Origin of the sequence: Gordonia sp. UBA7860 (assembly GCF_002500165.1) — a bacterium.
Lineage (GTDB): Bacteria > Actinomycetota > Actinomycetes > Mycobacteriales > Mycobacteriaceae > Gordonia > Gordonia sputi.
This window is the reverse complement of record NZ_DLSO01000091.1, coordinates 1-19470: the sequence shown is the minus strand read 5'-3', so window position 1 is coordinate 19470 and position 19470 is coordinate 1. Positions and strand designations below refer to the sequence as shown.

Genomic DNA, 19470 nt, shown 5'->3' with positions numbered 1-19470 from the left:
GCGATCGTGATGAACAGGAACGGGAACAACGCACCCGCAAATGCCGGACCGTTGCCGTTCCATGCGAAATCACTCACCGCTGGTGCCTTCATCACCGGTCGGACCACCAGGATGCCGATCGCCAACAGTGCGATGGTGCCGACCTTCATGAACGTCGACAGGTAGTCGCGCGGTGCGAGCAGCAACCACACGGGCAACACCGCGGCGGCGATGCCGTAGATGATGATCGCCCAACTGAGCACAACCGGTGACAGGCTGAACCAGTCCTGGCCCCAGGACGTTTCCGCGACGTAGCGTCCGGCGACAATGGCCAACAGGAGCAGGACGACGCCGATCACCGAGACCTCGCTGATCCTGCCCGGCCTCAGATACCGCAGGTATACGCCCATGAACAGTGCGATCGGGATCGTCATGGCTATCGAGAAGACACCCCACGGGCTCTCGGCCAACGCATTGACGACGACGAGTGCGAGCACCGCGATCAGGATCACCATGATGACGAGCACCGCGACGATGGCCGCGGTCCCCCCGACCGTCCCGAGTTCGTCACGGGCCATCTGGCCGAGGCTGCGCCCTCTGCGGCGCGTCGAGATGGCGAGCACCAGGTAGTCCTGCACGCAGCCGGCGACCACAGCGCCGATGATGATCCAGATCGTTCCAGGCAGGTAACCCATCTGCGCGGCGAGCACCGGCCCGACAAGTGGGCCGGCGCCTGCGATCGCCGCGAAGTGGTGGCCGAACAGCACGCGGCGGTCGGTCGGCATGTAGTCGCGGGCGTTGTCGTACTCCTCGGCGGGCGTCGCGACGTCGTCGCGTGGTCGCACCACCTTCATCTCGATCAGCCGCGCGTAGAAGCGATATGCCACGACGTAGGTGCACAGCGCCGCGATGACGAACCACACCGCGTTGACCGATTCGCCTCGGACGAAGGCGATGATCACCCAGGCGATGGCGCCGAGCAGGCCGATGACTGCGAAAATCGCCTTCTTTCCCGGCGTCATCGGACTCCGGTCGATCACGGCCACCGGCGGGCGGTCGTGATCTGTGGTCACAAACTCGACGTCGGGAAACTCGCCACGTGTCGACGTCGCCGATTCTGACACGGTTGTCATCGCTCACTGCCCTCCTCGGAAGCTCGCACATGCCGCGGCTCACTCTACTCACGGTTATGTGATTCACATCGCATACGCACAATGTGCGCAAGACAACCTAAAGTTCATTCTGTGCAACAGAGTGAGCTTGATCTGAGGCGGTTTCTACGACGGCCGATCGTCACGATCGCGCTCGTGATGCTGTGCACTGCGACCCTGCTGGCCAGCGGCGGATTCACGTCCTCGCGGGCCGGCGCTGATCCCGGCAGCACACCGGTGCGCTACTCGGGCGGGCCTTACGTGGCGCTGGGCGATTCACGCGCCTCGGGCAGCTTCTTCACTCCGACACCCGGCTACTTCGGAGGATGCAAACGCTCGGCGCTGAACTATCCGACCGTGGTCGCGGCGCTGACCCTGCCGCGACGCTTCATCGACGTTTCGTGCTCGGGGGCGCTCTCCGAGCATCTCTACCGCGTCGGCCAGCAGACCAGTGGTGGATACAAGCCGCCCCAGGTGTGGTCGGTGCCGTCGGATGCGCAGCTCGTCACCGTGAGCATCGGAGGAAACGACATGGCTTGGGGGCGCATCGTCGGACCGTGCGGCATCCAGCCATTCGGCGACAGACACTGCCGCTCCAACCGTGCCCTGGCTCAACTCGCGAACAGGCGCATCTCCGTCATGGAAGACGCCGTCACGCCCGCACTCGCCGCTGTCCGCCGCAAGGCACCGCGCGCGCAGATCGTGGTCGTGGGCATCGGTGGCTTCATGGGTACGCACGGGTGCTGGCCACTCGTACCGATCAGCGATCCCGACGTCCGGTGGCTCAATGGCGTGTTCGTACAGGCCAATCGGGCGCTGGCTCGCGCGACCGCGAAGGTCGACGGCCGGTTCGTCGATGTCAATCGTGCGTCTGCGGGCCATGATCCGTGCAGCCTGGCGTCGTGGTATGAATCGAGCCTGAGCAACCGCATCGCCTACCCGTACCACCTGAACAAGGCCGGGTCGGTCGGGGTAGCGACCCTGGTCAATGCGGCGATCCGACGCTGACGAGGCGCTCGAACAGACACGCCCGCATTACTATTCGAGCTGCTCGGCGACCGCGAGCCACTCCATCTCAGCGGTGTCCTTCTCGTCGACGACACCGCGCAGCTCGGCACCCAGGGTCACGAGTCGATCGGGATCTGTTGCCGCGTCGGCCAATTCGACGTGCAGCTGCTCTTCCCTGGTCGTCAGCTGCGCGATGCGGCGCTCGAGCCGGTTCATCGTCTTGCGCGCCTCACGGTGTTCGGCGGCGCTGATCGTCGGCGTCGGCGAGTCATCGGCACCGGTCGCTCCACCCGCTCCCGAGAGCACCGCGGACCGGTTGTCTCCCGTACTGGATGCGGCGATCTCCTTGCGCCGCTGCAGGTATTGCTCGATGCCGCCCGGGAGGTTGGTCAGCTTTCCATCACCGAAGAGCGCCCAGGTGCTGTCGGCGATGCGCTCGATGAGGTAGCGGTCGTGACTGATCACGACGAGGGTGCCCGCCCAACTGTCGAGGAGGTCCTCGAGTTGTTGGAGGGTATCGATGTCGAGATCATTGGTCGGCTCGTCGAGCATGAGCACGTTGGGTTCCGCCATGAGGATGCGGGTGAGCTGCAGGCGTCGACGCTCCCCGCCGGAGAGATCGCCGACCGGCGTACGTTGGCGTGCGGGCGCGAATCCCAGCCGCTCGGCCAGCTGTGCCGCCGATATCTCCTTGTCGCCCAGCATGATTCGTGTGGCAACAGACTCGACGGCGTAGATGACGCGCTGGTCCGGGTCGAGGTCGTCGAGTTCCTGCTTCAGCCACCCGAGGCTCACGGTGAGGCCTTCGACGCGACGACCCGGCGCGACGTCGACCTCGCCCGCCAATGCGCGCAGCAGCGTCGTCTTGCCCGAGCCGTTGACTCCCACCAGTCCGACGCGTTCACCAGGCGCGAGGCGCCAGGTCAGGTCGTCGAGCAACACTCGTCCCGGTTCGCCGTGCTCGCCCGCGGGTGTTTCGATGTGGGCGTCCTCGAGTTCGATCACCACGCGTCCGAGTCGACGCCGCGCGAACGCCGAGAGCGCCACCGAATCGCGGGGCGGCGGGACGTCGGCGATCAGCTTCTCTGCCGCTTCGACGCGGTAGCGCGGTTTGGAGGTACGTGCCTGTGGGCCGCGTCGCAACCACGCCAACTCTTTTCGTGCGAGGTTCTGCCGACGTTCCTCCGCGGCGTCGGCCTGGCGTGCCCGCTCCGCGCGGGCGAAGATCCAGTCGTTGTAGCCGCCCTCGTACTCGTCGACCTGCCCGTCGTGGACTTCCCATGTCCTGGTCGCCACGGTGTCGAGGAACCAGCGGTCGTGGGTGACCACCACGAGCGCTCCGCGTCGAGAAACGAGATGCTCGGCAAGCCACTGCACGCCCTCGACGTCGAGGTGGTTGGTGGGCTCGTCGAGGATCAGTACGTCCGAATCGGTGACGAGTGCCGCGGCAAGTGCGACACGACGCCGCTGCCCGCCGGAGAGTTCGTCGACGCGCGCGTGCAACAGTCCGTCTATACCGATCCCGGCGAGGATGGAGCGCACCCGCGCGTCGCCCGCCCACTCGTGGACCTCGGTGTCATCGCCGACCACGACATCGGAGACAGTCGCACCCGCGGGCAGCTCACCGCGCTGCGTGACCACCGCGACGTGCGTCCCGCCTGTGCGTGACACACGACCGCTGTCGGGTTCGGTGACGCCGCCGAGGATCTCGAGAAGTGTGGTCTTACCGCCACCGTTGAGACCGACGACGCCGATCCGCTGACCTTCGTGCACACCGAGGCTCACCTCATCCAGCAGCGGCTTGATCCCGTAGCTCTTGCTGATGCGGTCCGCGTTGATCAGGGCAGATGTCGAAGCAGGTGGCACCGGTCGAGGCTACCAATGCACTCCTCGCCGATCAGGAGTCGGACTCGGCAGCCACTCCGAAACCGCAATCTCCCCACGTGGCGTCGATGCCGCCGACGACTGCCGCGATGCACAAGCCCACATGCCGAGGCGACGTGCGGTTTACCGAAAGTTCAGATCACGCATTTCGCTTGTGCTCGGATTTGTACTGAGAAATATCCGACCTCTCCTCGGGAGGAATAAGCGGTTGAGCGTTGACAATAGTCTCGTCGCCCGGCTGGTTGTCTTTGCTCTCGACGTACTCGATTCGGAAGCAGACCGCACTGATGACCAGCGCGATCACCATTGCGACGCCAAATGCCCAGGCCACACCCCCACCCTCGGTGGCCAACAGTGAGACGAATGCGCCAAGAAGCATGGCCGCCGCCAGCAGGAGGACATAGCCGATCATAGATAAAGGAAGTCGACGCAAAGCTTCTCGCATAGTGGACCACCATTTCTTTGTCTACCGCGATTTCTTCGTCTCCCGCGAGCATACTCCGGCGAGTCCGGCATGTAAGTGATGTGCATATATCTGCCGGCACAATCTGCGCATTCAGCGACCGGACTCGACATCCACCGTGGCGATCAGCCGTCGTGGCGATCAGCCGTCGTGGAACACGTCCGCCGCGAGGGGAGCTCCCACAGGAGCGTGTATCGCGAATACCTGTTACCGGCACTGACCGGGGCGAGCGTGCACCGTTCGTCGCACGCTCCTGCGATGCACATCGCCGGTTGACCGAGCTTCTCGACGACGCCCGAGCGACCGGCTCCCAACGACTGCTAGTCCCGCGAGAACGCCTGCGAAACCGTACGCATCTCGTCGTCAAGGGATTGCGTGACGACGCTGGTGTGATCGGCTCGCGGATGCGTGACGAACGAGACGTCGGCGCCCGCCGCGCGTAGCCGATGTACAAGGGCTGCTGAAAACGCGTATGGGACAACGGGATCGAAGAGTCCGTGGTCGATGCGGATGGGCACCTTCCACCCGTCTGTCGGTACCGACATGTAGTCACCGAGAGCGTCGGTGAATGTCTTGTCGGTGAAGGCGCGCGCCACCAGCGAGCCCGGCGACACCGATCGCATCGCTTCGGAGAAGTCACCCGAGCACTTCTCGTGGGCGAGTTCGAGGTACTTCTCTCCCTCGGTCGTCAGATGGTCGCGAACGTGTAGATCGGGGCGCGCGTGATCGAGACCTGCGAGGATGAACAGCAGCAGTCCGCCGACAACGTTGCCCTTGCCCAAGCTCGGCACACGCGGTGTGAAGGCACTGAACACCGACTCAATGCCCGAGGCGGGCGCCGCGGCGATCACCTCGTGCAGACGCAGTTCCGGGGCGTAGGTCTGCGCCATGTGACCGGCGAACAGGGCCGCGTGCCCGCCCTGCGAGTGCCCCATCGACACCCAGTCGTTGCTCAACCTGGATTCCTCCCAGCGCGCCGCCCGGATCATGTCGAGAACCGAGTGCGCGGCTGCGCGTCCACCGAGGTACTCGGTCTGCTCGGCCGTGCCGAGACCCGCGTAATCGGTGGCCGTGACCGCGTAACCCGCCTTCAGTGCGGCGCTGACCGCGGCGTCGACTCCCGAGCCGGTCTTGGTCCTACTGGGAGCGCAGTCGTCACCTATGCCGGTGGTGCCGTGCGCCCAGGAGACGATTTTCCATCCACCGGGCGGCGGGGTGCCCTGCGGAATCCAGTAGATCCCCGACGACGGCGCGATGCGACCTGCCTGGTCGCGCGTGACGTATTCGACGCGTTCGGCGGCAGCAGCTCCTGGCGGTAGTTGTGCTGCCGGAACGCGTTCGCGTGTGATGATCGTGCCGCCGTTGAGATGCTGGTCGGCGCTGGCTGTCGGGGCGAAAGCCATGCTGACGGAAGCAATGATTGCCGCAGCGAGAACTGCGCACACCCCACGAACGCGACCCGCACCACTCACCCCTCGACGCACCCGCACAGGGTAGCGGCGCCCGCGCTCACACCGCGCGTCCTCACTCATCGATCACCCGTGCACCCGGCACCGGACCACTCGCGGTGCGCACCGCGCGTGCCACCCCAGCCCCCGACAGTTCTGCTGCGACGTTGACCGCCGACACCTCGTCGGTGCACAGGAAGGCGCAGGTGGGTCCAGAACCGGACACGATTCCGGCAAGCGCCCCCGCGTCGACGCCCGCGCGCAGCGTCCGACGCAGCGTCGGCTGCAAACTCAGTGCGGCGCGCTGTAGGTCGTTGTGCAGATGTGATGCGACGGCGTGCGCGTCGCCGGACGCCAGCGCAGAGATCAGGGCGTCGGGGTGTGCGGTCTCCGGGTCGACGTTGCCTTCTGGGACTTCGTGAGAACCGTTGTCCCGCAACCGGTCCAGCTCGCGGTAGACCGCGGGCGTCGACAACCCGTCCCGCGCGAGCGCCAGCACCCAGTGCATCTCTCCGCGGGCGAGGACGGGCACGAGTCGCTCGCCGCGACCGGTGCCGAGTGCCGTGCCGCCGCGCAGCGAAAACGGGACATCGCTGCCGAGGCCCGCGGCCAGCTCGACGAGTTCAGCGCGGTCGATGTCGAGCTTCCAGAGAGCTGCCAGCGCGACGAGGGTTGCCGCGGCGTCGGCGCTGCCACCCGCCATGCCACCGGCAACCGGAATGCGTTTGACGATGTCGATCGAGACAGCGGGCTCCCTACCGACGTACTCACCGAGAGCGATCGCCGCGCGTGCAGCAAGGTTTGTGTTGTCGACGGGGATGTCGGAGACATCGCGTGAGCCGGACCCCCTGCCGTTATCCCTGGTCACGGACACACTCAGCGTTGTCGCGGGAGCGACGGCGACGTCGTCGTAGATCGAGAGCGCCTGAAATACGGTCACGAGATCGTGGTAGCCGTCGTCGCGCAACGGTCCGACGCCGAGGTGCAGGTTGACCTTGGCGGGCACCCGCACGCGGACGGCGTCGGACACGACCGACAACGACGTAGGAGACACAATGTTCCAGCGTAATGGACTGCGGTCCGCTGTCAGGGGCGCCACTGCCGCTCGACGAGCGCTGCCACGTCGTCGACGACGAACGCGGCCCCGGCGTCGAGCAGTTCTGCCGCCGCGATACCGCCTGATTTCACCCCGACGCAGGGGCCGGGAAGCCGATTGGCTGCGGCGACGTCCCATACACTGTCGCCGACCAGCACCGCGTGCGATCCGCCCGCGGCGTCGAGAGCAGCATGCAGTAGATCCGCGGCGGGTTTGGACTGCTCAGCATCGTCCGAGCTGGTCACCGCAGCGAAGTCGTCGCGGGTCATACCGATCAATTCCAGAGCGGCATCGGTGAATTCGCGTGCGCCCGAGGACGCGAGTGCCACCGTGTAGCCCGCGTCGGTCAGCCCTGCGACCAGTTCACGCACCCTCGGAAACGGTTGCACCTTGTCGAGTACCTCGCGGTATCGGTCGGCCCATTCGTCGCGCAGTTGGTCACCGAGTTGGTCCTCGACCTGTTGCCCGCACAGCTCTCCGACGAGCAGGTCACCACCCATGCCAACGGCACGGTGAATCCGCCACCACGGAGGCGTCAGGTCGCGCCCTGCGAACGCACGCTGCCACGCGTAAGCGTGCCAATACGTCGAATCGATGAGCGTACCGTCGACATCGAGGAGCACGGTGTCCACGGCATCTGAGCTGACATCTTTCGTCATCGAATCTCCTCACGGTCCAGCAGGCGGCCCCCCTCTCCCACCCTGTCAGAATCTCGACGATCGCGACCGATGGAGTTCACGACATGGCAATTCGATTCGGCTACACCCTGATGACCGAGCAGGCCGGACCCCGACAACTGGTGCGGGATGCGGTCAGCGCCGAAGCCGCGGGCTTCGACTTCGAGGTGTCCAGCGATCACTACTCCCCCTGGCTGTCGGCGCAGGGCCACGCCCCCTACGCGTGGACTGTGCTGGGCGCGATCGCGCATGCCACGGAGCGTGTGGGGCTGATGACCTATGTGACCTGTCCGACGATGCGCTACCACCCGGCCGTCGTCGCACAGAAGGCAGCGACACTGCAGCTTCTCGCGGAGGGTCGATTCACTCTCGGCCTCGGCAGCGGTGAAAATCTCAACGAGCACGTTGTCGGCGAGGGCTGGCCGTCGGTCGGTGATCGCCAGGAGATGCTGGTCGAGGCGATCGAGATCATCGGTGCACTGCTCGACGGCGGTCTGCTCGACTACCGGGGCGAGTTCTTCCAGGTTGACTCCGCGCGCCTCTGGGACGTGCCCGACGACGGCGTGCCGATCGGGGTCGCCGTCGCGGGTGAACGCGGTATCGGGCAATTCGCGCCGATCGCCGACCACCTGATCGCCGTGCAACCGGAGGAGTCGCTGATCTCCCTGTGGAACGACGTCGACGACGCTCCGACGATCGGTGCGGACGCGCGAGCAATCGGGCAGATCCCGATCTGTTGGGATCCCGACGCCGAAGTCGCGAAAAAGCGTGCGCACGAACAATTCCGGTGGTTCAGCGGCGGCTGGGACGTCAACGCCGACCTGCGCACCACTGCCGGATTCGCCGCGGCCACGCAGTACGTCACCCCTGACGACGTAGCGGCATCGATCCCGTGCGGACCCGACCTCGACGCGATCGTCGAGGCGGTGAGCGCCTACTGGAAAGCGGGATTCACCGACGTCGCACTGGTCCAGATCGGCGCCGACTCGCAGCAGGCCTTCTTCGACGAGGCCGCCGAGCCACTGCTGGCAAAACTGCGGTCAGCCGCGGGATGAGCGCCCAGTCGACGGTCCCCGGCGCCCAGTCGACGGTATAGAGCGCCTGCTCGACAGTCTCGAGCGCACGGCCGGCAGCTCAGGCGGGTTCGACGGCCGCGAGGCGCACGAAGTCGCCGACGTCGAGCTTCTCGCCGCGGATCTGGGGGTCGATGCCCGCAGCCCGAAGTCGGCGTTCGGCCTCGACAGGCGAGCCCGCCCAGGTGGCCAGCGCCGAGCGCATCGTCTTGCGGCGCTGCGCGAAGGCGGCGTCGATGACGGCGAAAACCTGTGCGCGGGTGGCTGATTCGTCGACGAAAGGGTCGGTGCGGGTGATGCGGACAAGACCCGACTCGACCTTGGGTTCCGGCCAGAAGACGTTGCGCCCCACCGCACCTGCACGGGCAACGTCGCCGAAGTACCGCGCTTTGACGCTCGGCACACCGTAGACGCGGGAGCCGGGGCCTGCCGCGAGTCGATCGGCCACCTCGGCCTGCACCATGACGAGAGCCGTTGCGATCGTGGGGAATTGGGTCATCAGGTGCAGCAGCACGGGCACCGCCACGTTGTAGGGCAGGTTCGCGACGAGCGCGGTCGGGGTCACCGGCAGATCGTCGGCGGTCACGGCCAGTGCGTCGGCGGTGACGACGTCGAGTGTGTCGGCCCGTTGCGGCGCGAACTCGTCCACGGTGTGCGGCAGCCGCGCAGCGAGCTTCGGGTCGATCTCGACCGCGACGACCCGGCCCGCCGTGCCGAGCAGCGCCAACGTCAGTGAACCCAGTCCGGGGCCGACCTCGAGGACGGTGTCGTCAGGGCCGACACCGGACGCCGCGACGATGCGTCGAACGGTGTTGGCGTCGTGGACGAAGTTCTGTCCGAGTGTCTTGGTCGGACGAACATCGAGCTCGGCGGCGAGGCGTCGGATCTGTGCCGGGCCCAGCAGCCGCGGAGCGGTCGAATCCGCGTCGTCTGTCAGCGCAGACCCAGACTCGACGAGCAGGCAGGCCATGCGCCCCAGCCCTGAGCTGCGAGGGTCTTCTGGGCAACTGCGATCTGCTCCTCGCGCGAGGCGAGGTCGGGACGCGGCGCGTACTCCTGGCCACCCCAGCGGTCCCAGGTGTTCTGGTCGAACTGGATGCCGCCGTAGAAGCCGTTGCCGTTGTTGATGGCCCAGTTTCCGGTCGACTCGCACTGTGCGAGGCGGTCCCAGACCGAACCCGACGGCACGTCGGGCGCGCCCTCCTTGGTCCCGATTTTCACGGTGGCGGCAACCGGAGCGGCGATCTGGTTGGCGGAGAGCTTGTCGCGCTTGACGACCTTGCCGTTGACGATCGTGACGTTGTAGGTGACGTTTGCGCGTCCCGGCTTACCCGGGTTCACGACGACCTTCTTGTTACGAATGAGGGTCGGATCGTCCTGCTTGTTCTCCGGTGGTGCGACGTCTTCGAGCACGGTGTCCTGCTCGGTCCGAATGCGGGTGACATCGATGACCATGTTCGGCGTGACCTTGGTGTCTGCGGCAGGCGTGACCTTGTCCTCATCGGACAGGGGCTTGCCGGTCGCGGTGAGCGCGTCGGCGACAGTTGCCGCGGGCACCGTGGTGTTGAACCGCACACCGCCGTCGACAACGGTGATCTGCTTGGGCAGGGTGACGTCGACAACGGCACCGCTGACCGGGATCGCGCCGCCTGCCGAGAAGTTGGTCTCGTCGTCGCCGTGCGCGAGTCCCTTCTCTGCGAGAAGTTCGTCGACCTTGACCGCAGTGGTCTTGACCTGCTCCTTGCGACCCTCGACGTCGAGGACGACAGTCTTGAGGCGCTTCATGGTGATGGTCGCGCCGTCGCCGAAGCCGGCGTCGGGTCCCGGGCTGACCTGGTCGCCGTCGGCTGGGGTGTACCCCTGCGAGCGCAGCACCGAATCGACCGACATCGCCATGGTCGAGACCTTCATGGTGTGACCGTCGACGTCGAGCGTCACGTTCTTGTGCATCGCGACGCCCGCGACGCCACCGGCGGCGAGGGTGGCGAGCACGGCACCAACGGCCACGCGAGCGCGCATCGATTCTGAGTTGTGAATTCTCGCAAGTACAGACAAGGTCCAAGCATCCTGATCGGCGACAGAGTCAACCCACGTCAGGCGTCTCAGGAGCAAGTCACCGAGGCTTCGCGGCCCGAGATCACTCTCGAAGGAGAGACCGAATCATCCGGTCAATCGACGCCCACCATCACGCGGGATCACAATACGATAACGAGACGGGGCGATTACCGCAAAGGTAGCTGGTAGGCGCGTCGCGCGTTGTCGCCGAGCGTCCTGGCCAACGATTCGGCGTCGACTCCACGCGTCGATGCCAACGACTTGGCCGTGTACGGCAGACAGTACGACTGATTGGGTTGTCCCCGATAGGGATCCGGCGTCAGGAACGGAGCGTCGGTTTCGACGAGCAGCAACTCGTCCGGCACGACGCGTGCGGCATCCCGCAGCGACGCGGCATTGGCGAAGCTCACAGTTCCCGCGAAACTGAGGTAGTAACCGCGTTCGACGCACTCGCGTGCAACGTTTTGGTCACCGGAGAAGCAATGCATGATCACGGTGTCGGGAGCGCCCTCATCAGCCAGAATGTCCAGCACATCGCGGTCGGCCTCGCGGTTGTGGATCATCAACGGCTTGCCGATGCTCTTCGCGAGCCGGATGTGCCAGCGGAAGGCTTCGTGCTGAATCTCGGGCTTCGCGCAATCGTCGGACCGGGCGGGCCAATAATAATCGAGACCGGTCTCGCCGACGGCCACCACCCTCGGATGCTGCGCCATCTGCTCCAGCTCGTGCGACGTCGCGTCGTCGAGGTCGTCGGCGTGCATCGGGTGCAGCGCGACCGCCGCGTAGACCCGGTCGTCCCAGTCCGCCGCCGAGACCGCCCACCGCGCGTCGACCATATCGTCGGCAACTGTGACAACCATCTCAACGCCGACACTTTCGGCATGGTCGACGATCGCGCGAACGGTCTCGGCCGAACGACCACCACAGGCGGCGAGATGCGTGTGCGCGTCGACGAGCCCGTAGAGCGGCGTCGGGTCCGGCGGTGGCTCGCGGCGTCGACGCTTCTTTGCGGCCTTGGCGCTCTCTGTCGCCGATGGTTCTGCCGACTGCGAACCGGCCGAGCTCTGTGCACCCTCCGTCATGGACTCGACTCTAGAGGTGGCAGCCCCGGCACCCGTCAGGGATAAGAGAGCAGCCATCAGAGATCAGCGACAAGCGATCAGAGATCGACGACAAGCGATCAGAGATCAGCGACAGGCGATCAGAGATCGACGGTCCCGCTGATGACCGTGGTCGACTGCCCGCCGACCCAGATGTGCTCGCCGTCGTCGTCGATGTGGACTCGGCCCGAACGCTGGACGACGGTGCCCTGCGAGGCCACGTAGCTCGCTCCGACACGGCCGTTCGACCGAAGCCACACCGCGATGCCGGCGTTGAGGCTGCCGGTGACGGGATCTTCTCCGACGGCCTCGCCGCCAGCGAGTCCGCGAACCTCGAATTCGACGCCGGGATCGTCGGGGTGTCCGGACTCGTAGCGGCCGAGGAGGCCGACGTCGTACGCGCCCAGCGCCGCGAGGTCGGGTCGCGCCGAGAGCACCCGCTGCGCGGAGTCGAGTTCGAGCACGAACCAGGGAGGGCCGTTGTCGATCCATTCCGCGGCGCGGACGTGCTCACGTGAGAGCCCGAGCGCGGGCAGCACCTCGTCGACGAGGGCGTCGTCGACCGGGCCCGATCGGCGCAGTGGGGGCGCCGCGAAGGCGAACCGATCGCCGTCACGACGGATCGTCACCAGTCCGACGCCGCACTCCTGGACGACGTTCGCCCCGCGCGGCGATCCGCCCGCAGCGAGCCATGCGTGCGCCGACCCCAGCGTCGGGTGTCCCGCGAAGGGGAGTTCGCCGCCGGGAGTGAAGATGCGCAGCCGGTAGTCGGCGCCGGGGTCGGTCGGAGACTGGATGAACGTCGTCTCGGAAAGGTTAGTCCAACGAGCGAATGCCGCCATCTCGTCGTCGGAGATCCCGTCGCCGTCGATCACGACGGCAACGGGGTTGCCACGCAACGGTTTTGAACTGAACACGTCGACCTGGGCAAAACGTCGGGACTGCTGCGCTGATGACATGTCCTCATGCTTGCCGCCGCGACCGAGGGTTGTCCAGCGATTTGTGACGACGGACGTCTGGCCGTCGAGCGCAGGTCCGACGCGCCGCCGAGCGCCTGGACTCGACGCGTGGTCTGCTCGCATACCGCGCCGTGGACTGCCCAGGCGGGTAGCGTGTCGGACGTGTTGGGTTTGCCAGAACAGATCTCGGTCGCCCTATTCGACCTCGACGGTGTTCTCACAAGTACCGCCGTCCTACATCGCGTTGCGTGGAAAGCCGCCTTCGACGACTTCCTGCGTGACCGCGACGGCGACGACTTCGTGCCGTTCACCGAACAGGACTACCTCGACTACGTCGACGGTCGTCCACGCGAGGACGGTGTGCGCGCGTTCTTGTCGTCGCGTGGCATCGACGATGTGGACGACGCGACGACCGAGCGCATCGGGTCGGAGAAGAACGAGATGTTCCTGGCCAAGCTCGCCAGCGACGGCGTGAATCCGTATCCCGGGTCGGTGCGTTACCTGCAGGCCGCCCAGGATGCCGGCCTACGCATAGCAGTGGTGACATCGTCGAAGAACGGAGAAGCCGTCCTCGACGCTGCCGGGCTGTCGAAGTACGTGGAAGTGCGGGTGGACGGGCAAGAAACGGCCGCACGTGGACTGCGCGGGAAACCCGCGCCCGACTCATTTCTCTTGGGGGCAGAACTAATGGGTGTCGAACCGACGGCAGCAGCCGTCTTCGAGGACGCGATCTCTGGTGTGCAGGCGGGGGTGGCAGGCCACTTCGGTTATGTCGTCGGCATCGACCGGGTCGGCGGCACCCAGGCAGAGGCGATGCGCACCACGGGTGCCGACATCGTCGTCAACGATCTCGACGAGTTGATCCCCGCATGAGCCGCACCGTAGAACAGAGCCACGGATTCGACATCGATCCGTGGCAGTTGCATTGGCGCGGAGTCGATCTCGACGCGCTGGGCCGAAACGAGACACTGTTCGCGCTGTCGAACGGACACATCGGGCTACGCGGGAGCTTCGAAGAGGGTGAGCCGGTCGACCATCCCGGCACCTATCTCAACGGCTTCTACGAGCTGCGGGATCTGCCGTATGCCGAAAGTGGCTACGGCTACCCGGAATCGGGCCAGACCGTCGTCAATGTGACCGACGGCAAGATCATTCGTCTCCTCGTCGAGGACGAGCCGATGGATCTTCGCTACGGCCGCACCGAAGAGCACTCGCAGACACTCGATTTCCGTACCGGGACGCTGCGTCGCAACACTCTGTGGACGTCGCCGACCGGCCGCACGGTGCGTATCAAATCCGAACGGCTGGTGTCGTTCACCAAGCGCACCATCGCGGCGATCCACTACGAAGTCGAACCCGTCGGCGAAGACATGAAGATCGTGCTGCAGTCCGATCTGCTCGCCAACGAGCCGGTTCCGGTGCCGGGCAACGATCCCCGACTTGCCGCCGCGCTCGAGTCACCCCTCGTCTCCGATCTCGCCACCTGTCGCAACTACTGGGGCATCCTGGTGCACCACACCAAACAGTCCGGGTTGCACATCGCGGCGGGCATGGACCACCAGATCGACTTCCCCGGCGCCGCAGACAGTTTCATTCGCGCCGACGACGATCTGGCCCGCCTGACCATCGCGGCGAACGTTCCGGAGGGAACGTCGCTGAAAATGACCAAGTACATCGGATACGGATGGTCGGCGCGACGGTCGGTGCCCGCACTTCGCGCACAGGTCGACGCTGCGCTCGCCATGGCGATGGAAACCGGCTGGGAATCGTTGAAGGCCATGCAGATCGCCTACATGGACGACTTCTGGCGCGACGCCGACATCGAACTCGACGGCGATCCCGAGGTGCAGCAAGCGGTGCGCTTCGCGCTCTTCCACGTGCTGCAGGCGGGTGCGCGCGGACAATCGCGCGCGATTCCCGCGAAGGGGCTCACCGGACCGGGCTACGACGGCCATACCTTCTGGGACACCGAGAGTTTCATCCTGCCCATGCTCACCTACACCGTCCCGGCGGCAGCAGGTGAGGAACTGCGTTGGCGCCATTCGACGATGGACAAGGCGAAGTCGCGCGCAGCTGAACTCGGACAGCGCGGGGCCATGTTCCCCTGGCGCTCCATCAACGGCGACGAGTGTTCTGGCTACTGGCCCGCTGGTACCGCGGGTGTGCACGTCAGCGCCGACATCGCCAACGCGACCGCGCGATACATGCGCGCCACCGAGGACGAACAGTTCGAAACCGAGTGCGGCGTCGAACTTCTCGTCGAGATCGCCCGCCTGTTCGCCGGTCTCGGGCACCACGACGTCAACGGACGCTTCCGCCTCGACGGCGTGACCGGCCCCGACGAGTACACCGCCGTCGTCAACAACAACGTGTTCACCAATCTCGCTGCGCAACTGGCACTTCGCGACGGTGTGGCGTGGGTGCATCGACGACCCGACCTCGCGCAGAAGTATGGCGTGACGAATGCCGAAGCGGCGCACTGGGAATCGTGCGCCGACGACATGACAATCCCGTTCGACGAAGCGCTCGGCGTGCACCAGCAGTGCGAGGCGTTCACCCTGCTCGGTGCGTGGGATTTCGCGGCGTCGGTGGGCAAATACCCACTGCTGCTGAACTATCCGTACTACGACCTGTACCGCAAACAGGTGGTCAAGCAGGCCGACCTCGTGTTCGCGATGTACATGTTCGGTCGGGCGTTCACCGAGGAACAGAAGCTTCGCAACTTCGACTACTACTATCCGCTCACCGTTCGCGACTCGTCGTTGTCGGCGTGCTGCGAGGCCGTCACGGCAGCCGAGGTCGGCTATCTGGATCTCAGTTACGACCTGCTCGCCGAATCCGTGTTCACCGACCTGCACGACCTGCACAGCAACGTCAGCAGTGGTCTGCACATCGCCGCGCTCGCGGGTGCGTGGATGGACTGCGTGGCCGGCTTCGGCGGTATGCGTGACTTCGGTGGCCACATCACGTTTGCGCCGAGGCTCCCACCGCGGCTGACGTACATGTCCTTCCGTATGACGGTGCGAGATTCGAAGATCATCGTCGCCGTCGACAAGAAAACGGCGACGTACCGTCTGATCTCGGGGCCGAAGATCGACCTCGCGCACCACGGTGAGAAGTTCACGTTGACCGAGGAACACCCGGTGACACGCGACATCTCGGAGATCGAGCACCGCGAACCACCGAAGGCACCGGTGGGCTGCGAGCCGTATCACCGCGACTGACGCGCCTCGGCCGCGAAGGCGGCCGAGGCCTCAGTGCGTCGGCTTGGCCTGCGGGTCGGGCTTGATGTTGCGCGCGATGCGCGTACGCAGTTCTCGCAGAACGTCTTTCGACGCTTCTGCCCACGGCATCAGGATCGGGAAGACGTGGAACATACCGCGACCCTCGTACCCGTAGACCCCGACGCCGTTGGCCTCGAGTTTTCCGACGAAGTCGCGGATGCCGTCGCGGAACATCTCGTCCTCACCCCAACAGACGAACGTCGGCGGGAACCAGTCGGGACTCGGGTTGGCGTAGACGATCGACACCCTGACGTCGTTGGGCTGCACGCCGTGCAGATAGGGGGTGACAGGGATGCTCCAGGGCAGGATGTCGTACTTGGCGTTCTCGGTCACCGACGCATTGTCGAGGTCCAGGTCGATCTCCGGCGAGAACAGCGCAAGTGCCGCGGGCCGGGGCATGTCCTTGTTGTGCAGATAACTGATCAACGACGTCGCGAGGCCACCACCGCCAGAATCCCCTGCCACCATCAGATGGTCGGCGTCGATCCCCCTGTCCAGGAGACCCTGATACACGTCGGCGGCGTCGAGAACCCCTGCCGGGAACGGGAATTCGGGGGCCATCCGGTAATCCGGGATGAAGATCTCGAAACCGGTGATCCGGACCAGCGCGGCGGCGAAGGCGGAGTACATGATCGGCGTCGTACCGATGTATCCACCGCCGTGCAGGTAGAGGACCGTTGCGCCGATGGATTCTTTGGCGTCGTCGTCGTCGACGTAGGCGTCGGTGCTGGCCTTGGCTCGGCACCAGATCCCCGCGACGCCGTTGATCTCGTCTTCGGTGATCTCGACCTTGCCCGCGAGTTCGATGACCGGCGGCAGGACGACGTTGCAGATGTCGTCGAGCGCTTTCTCCATCGAGCGGAACTCCTCGATGGGCAGTCCCATCGAGTACCCCATAAACGCGCGGATGGTGTTCCTGGTGACGGACTGGCCGACGTTGTCGAGCAGTCCGGCAGGCCCTTTCCACGGTTTCGAGAAGGGCACCCGTGCGAGACCGTTCAGCAGACTCTCGCCGAGGCCAACCATCGTCAGCGCCGCGACCGGCTTGGACGCGGTCTCTACCTCGGGTCGATCAGCCATCACCATAGGACTCAGGGTACGTGGGCGCTCGCGCTCGAGGCGACCAAGTATCCTGGCAGGCACTATGCCCACTGATCTGACCAGCACCGACACGCGTACATCACACGGCGCCGGGCGCCCGTACTACATCACGACGGCCATCGCCTATCCCAACGGCGCACCGCACATCGGGCACGCCTACGAGTACATCTCGGCCGACGCGCTCGCGCGGTTCAAGCGTCTCGACGGATTCGACGTCCGATTCCTCACCGGAACCGACGTGCACGGGCAGAAGATGCAGCAAACCGCGGAGAAGGAAGGCATCCCGACCGCGGAGCTGGCCAAGCGCAACTCCGATCGCTTCCAGGCTCTGCAGGACCGCCTCGGCTCCAGCTACGAGCGCTTCATCCGCACCTCCGACGACGACCACAAGCGGGCGTCGGAAGTCATCTGGACGCGCATGGCCGACGCGGGCGACATCTACCTCGACACCTATTCGGGCTGGTACGACGTCCGCGACGAGACTTTCTTTGCCGAGGCCGACACCACTGTCAACGACTCGGGCGAACGCGTGGCCTCCGACAACGGGCATGTCCTGACCTGGACCGAGGAGCAGACCTACTTCTTCCGGCTCTCCGCGTATCAGGACCGGCTGCTCGAACTGTACGAATCGCACCCGCAGTTCATCGGACCGGACGTCCGACGCAACGAGGTGGTCAGCTTCGTCAAGGGTGGCCTGACCGACCTGTCGGTCTCGCGCACCACATTCGACTGGGGTGTCCCGGTGCCAGGGCATGCCGATCACGTCATGTACGTGTGGGTCGACGCACTCACCAATTACCTCACCGGCGTCGGCTTCCCCGACGACGCCGACACCTTCGAGCGGTACTGGCCGGCGGATCTGCACATCATCGGTAAAGACATCATCCGCTTCCACTGCGTCTATTGGCCGGCGTTTCTGATGAGTGCAGGAATCGAACTGCCCAAGCGGGTCTTCGCGCACGGCTTCCTGTTCAACAAGGGCGAGAAGATGAGCAAGTCGATCGGCAACGTCGTCGATCCGGAAAGCCTCATCGACGAGTTCGGCCTCGATCAGCTGCGCTACTTCCTGCTGCGCGAGGTGCCCTACGGCCAAGACGGCTCGTACTCTGCTGAGAGCATGACCGCGCGCGTCAACGCCGACCTCGCCAACGAGTTCGGCAATCTCGCGCAGCGCACGCTGTCGATGATCGGCAAGTACTTCGACGGCGCGGTTCCGACCCCTGGCACCTACACCGAGGCTGACGCCGAGATCCTCGACGCCACAACCGAACTGCTGCCGCACGTGCGCGACCACTTCGACGTACAGGCGATCCATCTGGGACTCGAGGCACTGTGGTCGGTGCTCGCGCAGACCAATCGGTACATCTCGGCGCAGGAGCCGTGGAAGCTCGCGAAGACCGACCTAGACCGGACGGGCACTGTGCTCTATGTGTGCGCCGAGGTGGTCCGCGTCGTCGCACTGCTGGCGCAACCGGTCATGCCGACGTCGTGCAACGCACTGCTCGACCTGCTGGCCGTCAGCGACGAGCGCGACTTCACGACCGTCGACGATCGCCTCGCGCCGGGAACCCAATTGCCCAAGCCCACAGTGATTTTCCCGCGCCGCGACGCGTGAGCAACTGTGCGGTGACGTGGTGACCCCGACCGCGACGGACCTGCTACGTTCGCTGCAGCTGGCCGCCGCGCGTCGCGGATCACCGCCTCCCGCAGCGCTTGTGGGCGACTGGTGGGACGCCGACGCGGTCATCGCACCCTCGATCGAGGTACGCCCGGGCCACGCACCGCCCGATCGTCCGGACCGATTCTGGTTGGGATATCTGGGTTTTCCGGTGCGCGGCGTCGAATCAGCATTGCCGACGATTGCTGGTGGCGAGACCGACCATCTCCTGGTGCTCAATGACGGACACTGGCAGTTCGTCAGTGCCTCCGGCGCGGCTGCACCGGACTGGGTGCGCAAGGTATTGGCCGCTGCCGCAACGAAAGTCGACGACGCAACGCAACTGTGGTCGACGCGGTGGACACCGCCCGATCCCCGACCACACGTCGCCGCGATCGAGCAGTGCCTGAACGCCATCGGCGCGGGTGAGATCTACCAGACGTGCCTGTGTACCCGCTTCACCGGAACCCTCACCGGATCGGCGTGCAGCTTCTTCGCCGATCTCGCAGAGCGCACGCGACCCGCCAAATCCGCT

16 protein-coding genes and 1 pseudogene are annotated in these 19470 nt (G+C 65.6%); 6 read left to right on the top strand and 11 right to left on the bottom strand.

Annotated features, from left to right (window positions below; genetic code table 11):
* Positions 1 to 1112 (bottom strand): carbon starvation CstA family protein (locus B3T59_RS11975; protein WP_287003499.1); only part of this gene is annotated, 1112 nt, incomplete at its 3' end.
* Between the two features lie 177 nt (positions 1113 to 1289).
* Between B3T59_RS11975 and B3T59_RS11970 the strand changes: the two genes are divergently transcribed.
* Complete coding sequence (locus B3T59_RS11970; RefSeq protein ID WP_287003558.1) at positions 1290 to 2138, top strand: SGNH/GDSL hydrolase family protein; 849 nt, start codon at positions 1290 to 1292, stop codon at positions 2136 to 2138.
* Positions 2139 to 2168: 30 nt separating this feature from the next.
* On the opposite strand, the gene B3T59_RS11965 is transcribed toward B3T59_RS11970, so the two are convergent.
* From B3T59_RS11965 to B3T59_RS11945, 5 genes are all read right to left on the bottom strand, one after another.
* Positions 2169 to 4004: an ABC-F family ATP-binding cassette domain-containing protein gene (locus tag B3T59_RS11965; protein WP_287003497.1), complete on the bottom strand. Its 1836-nt coding sequence runs from the start codon at positions 4002 to 4004 to the stop codon at positions 2169 to 2171.
* 157 nt (positions 4005 to 4161) lie between these two features.
* The gene (locus tag B3T59_RS11960; protein ID WP_287003496.1) at positions 4162 to 4434 is read right to left on the bottom strand and encodes a hypothetical protein; all 273 of its coding nucleotides are present in this window, start codon (positions 4432 to 4434) and stop codon (positions 4162 to 4164) included.
* 371 nt (positions 4435 to 4805) lie between these two features.
* Entirely contained in the window at positions 4806 to 5888 is a 1083-nt protein-coding gene (locus tag B3T59_RS11955; RefSeq protein ID WP_287003495.1) for a lipase family protein, read from the bottom strand.
* Positions 5889 to 6009: 121 nt separating this feature from the next.
* Positions 6010 to 6987, bottom strand: a complete 978-nt coding sequence (locus B3T59_RS11950) for a 4-(cytidine 5'-diphospho)-2-C-methyl-D-erythritol kinase (protein WP_287003494.1) — start codon at positions 6985 to 6987, stop codon at positions 6010 to 6012.
* 32 nt (positions 6988 to 7019) lie between these two features.
* Positions 7020 to 7688, bottom strand: coding sequence for an HAD family hydrolase (locus B3T59_RS11945; protein WP_287003493.1), 669 nt, complete (start codon positions 7686 to 7688; stop codon positions 7020 to 7022).
* A gap of 83 nt (positions 7689 to 7771) precedes the next feature.
* Between B3T59_RS11945 and B3T59_RS11940 the strand changes: the two genes are divergently transcribed.
* The gene (locus B3T59_RS11940; RefSeq protein WP_251723053.1) at positions 7772 to 8761 is read left to right on the top strand and encodes a TIGR03557 family F420-dependent LLM class oxidoreductase; all 990 of its coding nucleotides are present in this window, start codon (positions 7772 to 7774) and stop codon (positions 8759 to 8761) included.
* Positions 8762 to 8840: 79 nt separating this feature from the next.
* Here B3T59_RS11940 and rsmA read toward each other — a convergent pair whose 3' ends face one another.
* The 4 genes from rsmA to B3T59_RS11920 all read right to left on the bottom strand — a co-directional run bounded on the left by rsmA (position 8841) and on the right by B3T59_RS11920 (position 12893).
* A complete protein-coding gene (gene rsmA, locus B3T59_RS11935; RefSeq protein WP_251723052.1) occupies positions 8841 to 9749 on the bottom strand; it encodes a 16S rRNA (adenine(1518)-N(6)/adenine(1519)-N(6))-dimethyltransferase RsmA in 909 nt (302 codons plus the stop codon).
* On the bottom strand, positions 9713 to 10798 hold the full coding sequence (locus B3T59_RS11930; RefSeq protein WP_251723051.1) for a resuscitation-promoting factor: 1086 nt from the start codon (positions 10796 to 10798) through the stop codon (positions 9713 to 9715). Before B3T59_RS11930 ends, rsmA begins: the two co-directional genes overlap by 37 nt.
* A 203-nt stretch (positions 10799 to 11001) precedes the next feature.
* Positions 11002 to 11916, bottom strand: coding sequence for a TatD family hydrolase (locus B3T59_RS11925; protein WP_287003492.1), 915 nt, complete (start codon positions 11914 to 11916; stop codon positions 11002 to 11004).
* Positions 11917 to 12035: 119 nt separating this feature from the next.
* A complete protein-coding gene (locus B3T59_RS11920; RefSeq protein WP_287003491.1) occupies positions 12036 to 12893 on the bottom strand; it encodes a PhzF family phenazine biosynthesis protein in 858 nt (285 codons plus the stop codon).
* Positions 12894 to 13055: 162 nt separating this feature from the next.
* Between B3T59_RS11920 and B3T59_RS11915 the strand changes: the two genes are divergently transcribed.
* Together B3T59_RS11915 and B3T59_RS11910 are read left to right on the top strand one after the other, a co-directional pair.
* Positions 13056 to 13766, top strand: a complete 711-nt coding sequence (locus B3T59_RS11915) for an HAD family hydrolase (RefSeq protein WP_064861675.1) — start codon at positions 13056 to 13058, stop codon at positions 13764 to 13766.
* Positions 13763 to 16117, top strand: a complete 2355-nt coding sequence (locus B3T59_RS11910; RefSeq protein WP_287003490.1) for a glycoside hydrolase family 65 protein — start codon at positions 13763 to 13765, stop codon at positions 16115 to 16117. Before B3T59_RS11915 ends, B3T59_RS11910 begins: the two co-directional genes overlap by 4 nt.
* A gap of 30 nt (positions 16118 to 16147) precedes the next feature.
* Here the strand turns inward: B3T59_RS11910 and B3T59_RS11905 are convergent, their stop codons facing one another.
* Positions 16148 to 17263: an alpha/beta hydrolase gene (locus tag B3T59_RS11905; RefSeq protein WP_064861669.1), complete on the bottom strand. Its 1116-nt coding sequence runs from the start codon at positions 17261 to 17263 to the stop codon at positions 16148 to 16150.
* A gap of 58 nt (positions 17264 to 17321) precedes the next feature.
* Between B3T59_RS11905 and metG the strand changes: the two genes are divergently transcribed.
* Together metG and B3T59_RS11895 are read left to right on the top strand one after the other, a co-directional pair.
* Positions 17322 to 18893 carry a methionine--tRNA ligase gene (gene metG, locus B3T59_RS11900; RefSeq protein ID WP_287003489.1) on the top strand — a complete coding sequence of 524 codons (1572 nt, stop codon included), beginning with the start codon at positions 17322 to 17324 and terminating at the stop codon, positions 18891 to 18893.
* 19 nt (positions 18894 to 18912) lie between these two features.
* Positions 18913 to 19470: pseudogene (locus B3T59_RS11895) on the top strand (aminodeoxychorismate synthase component I); the annotation flags it as partial.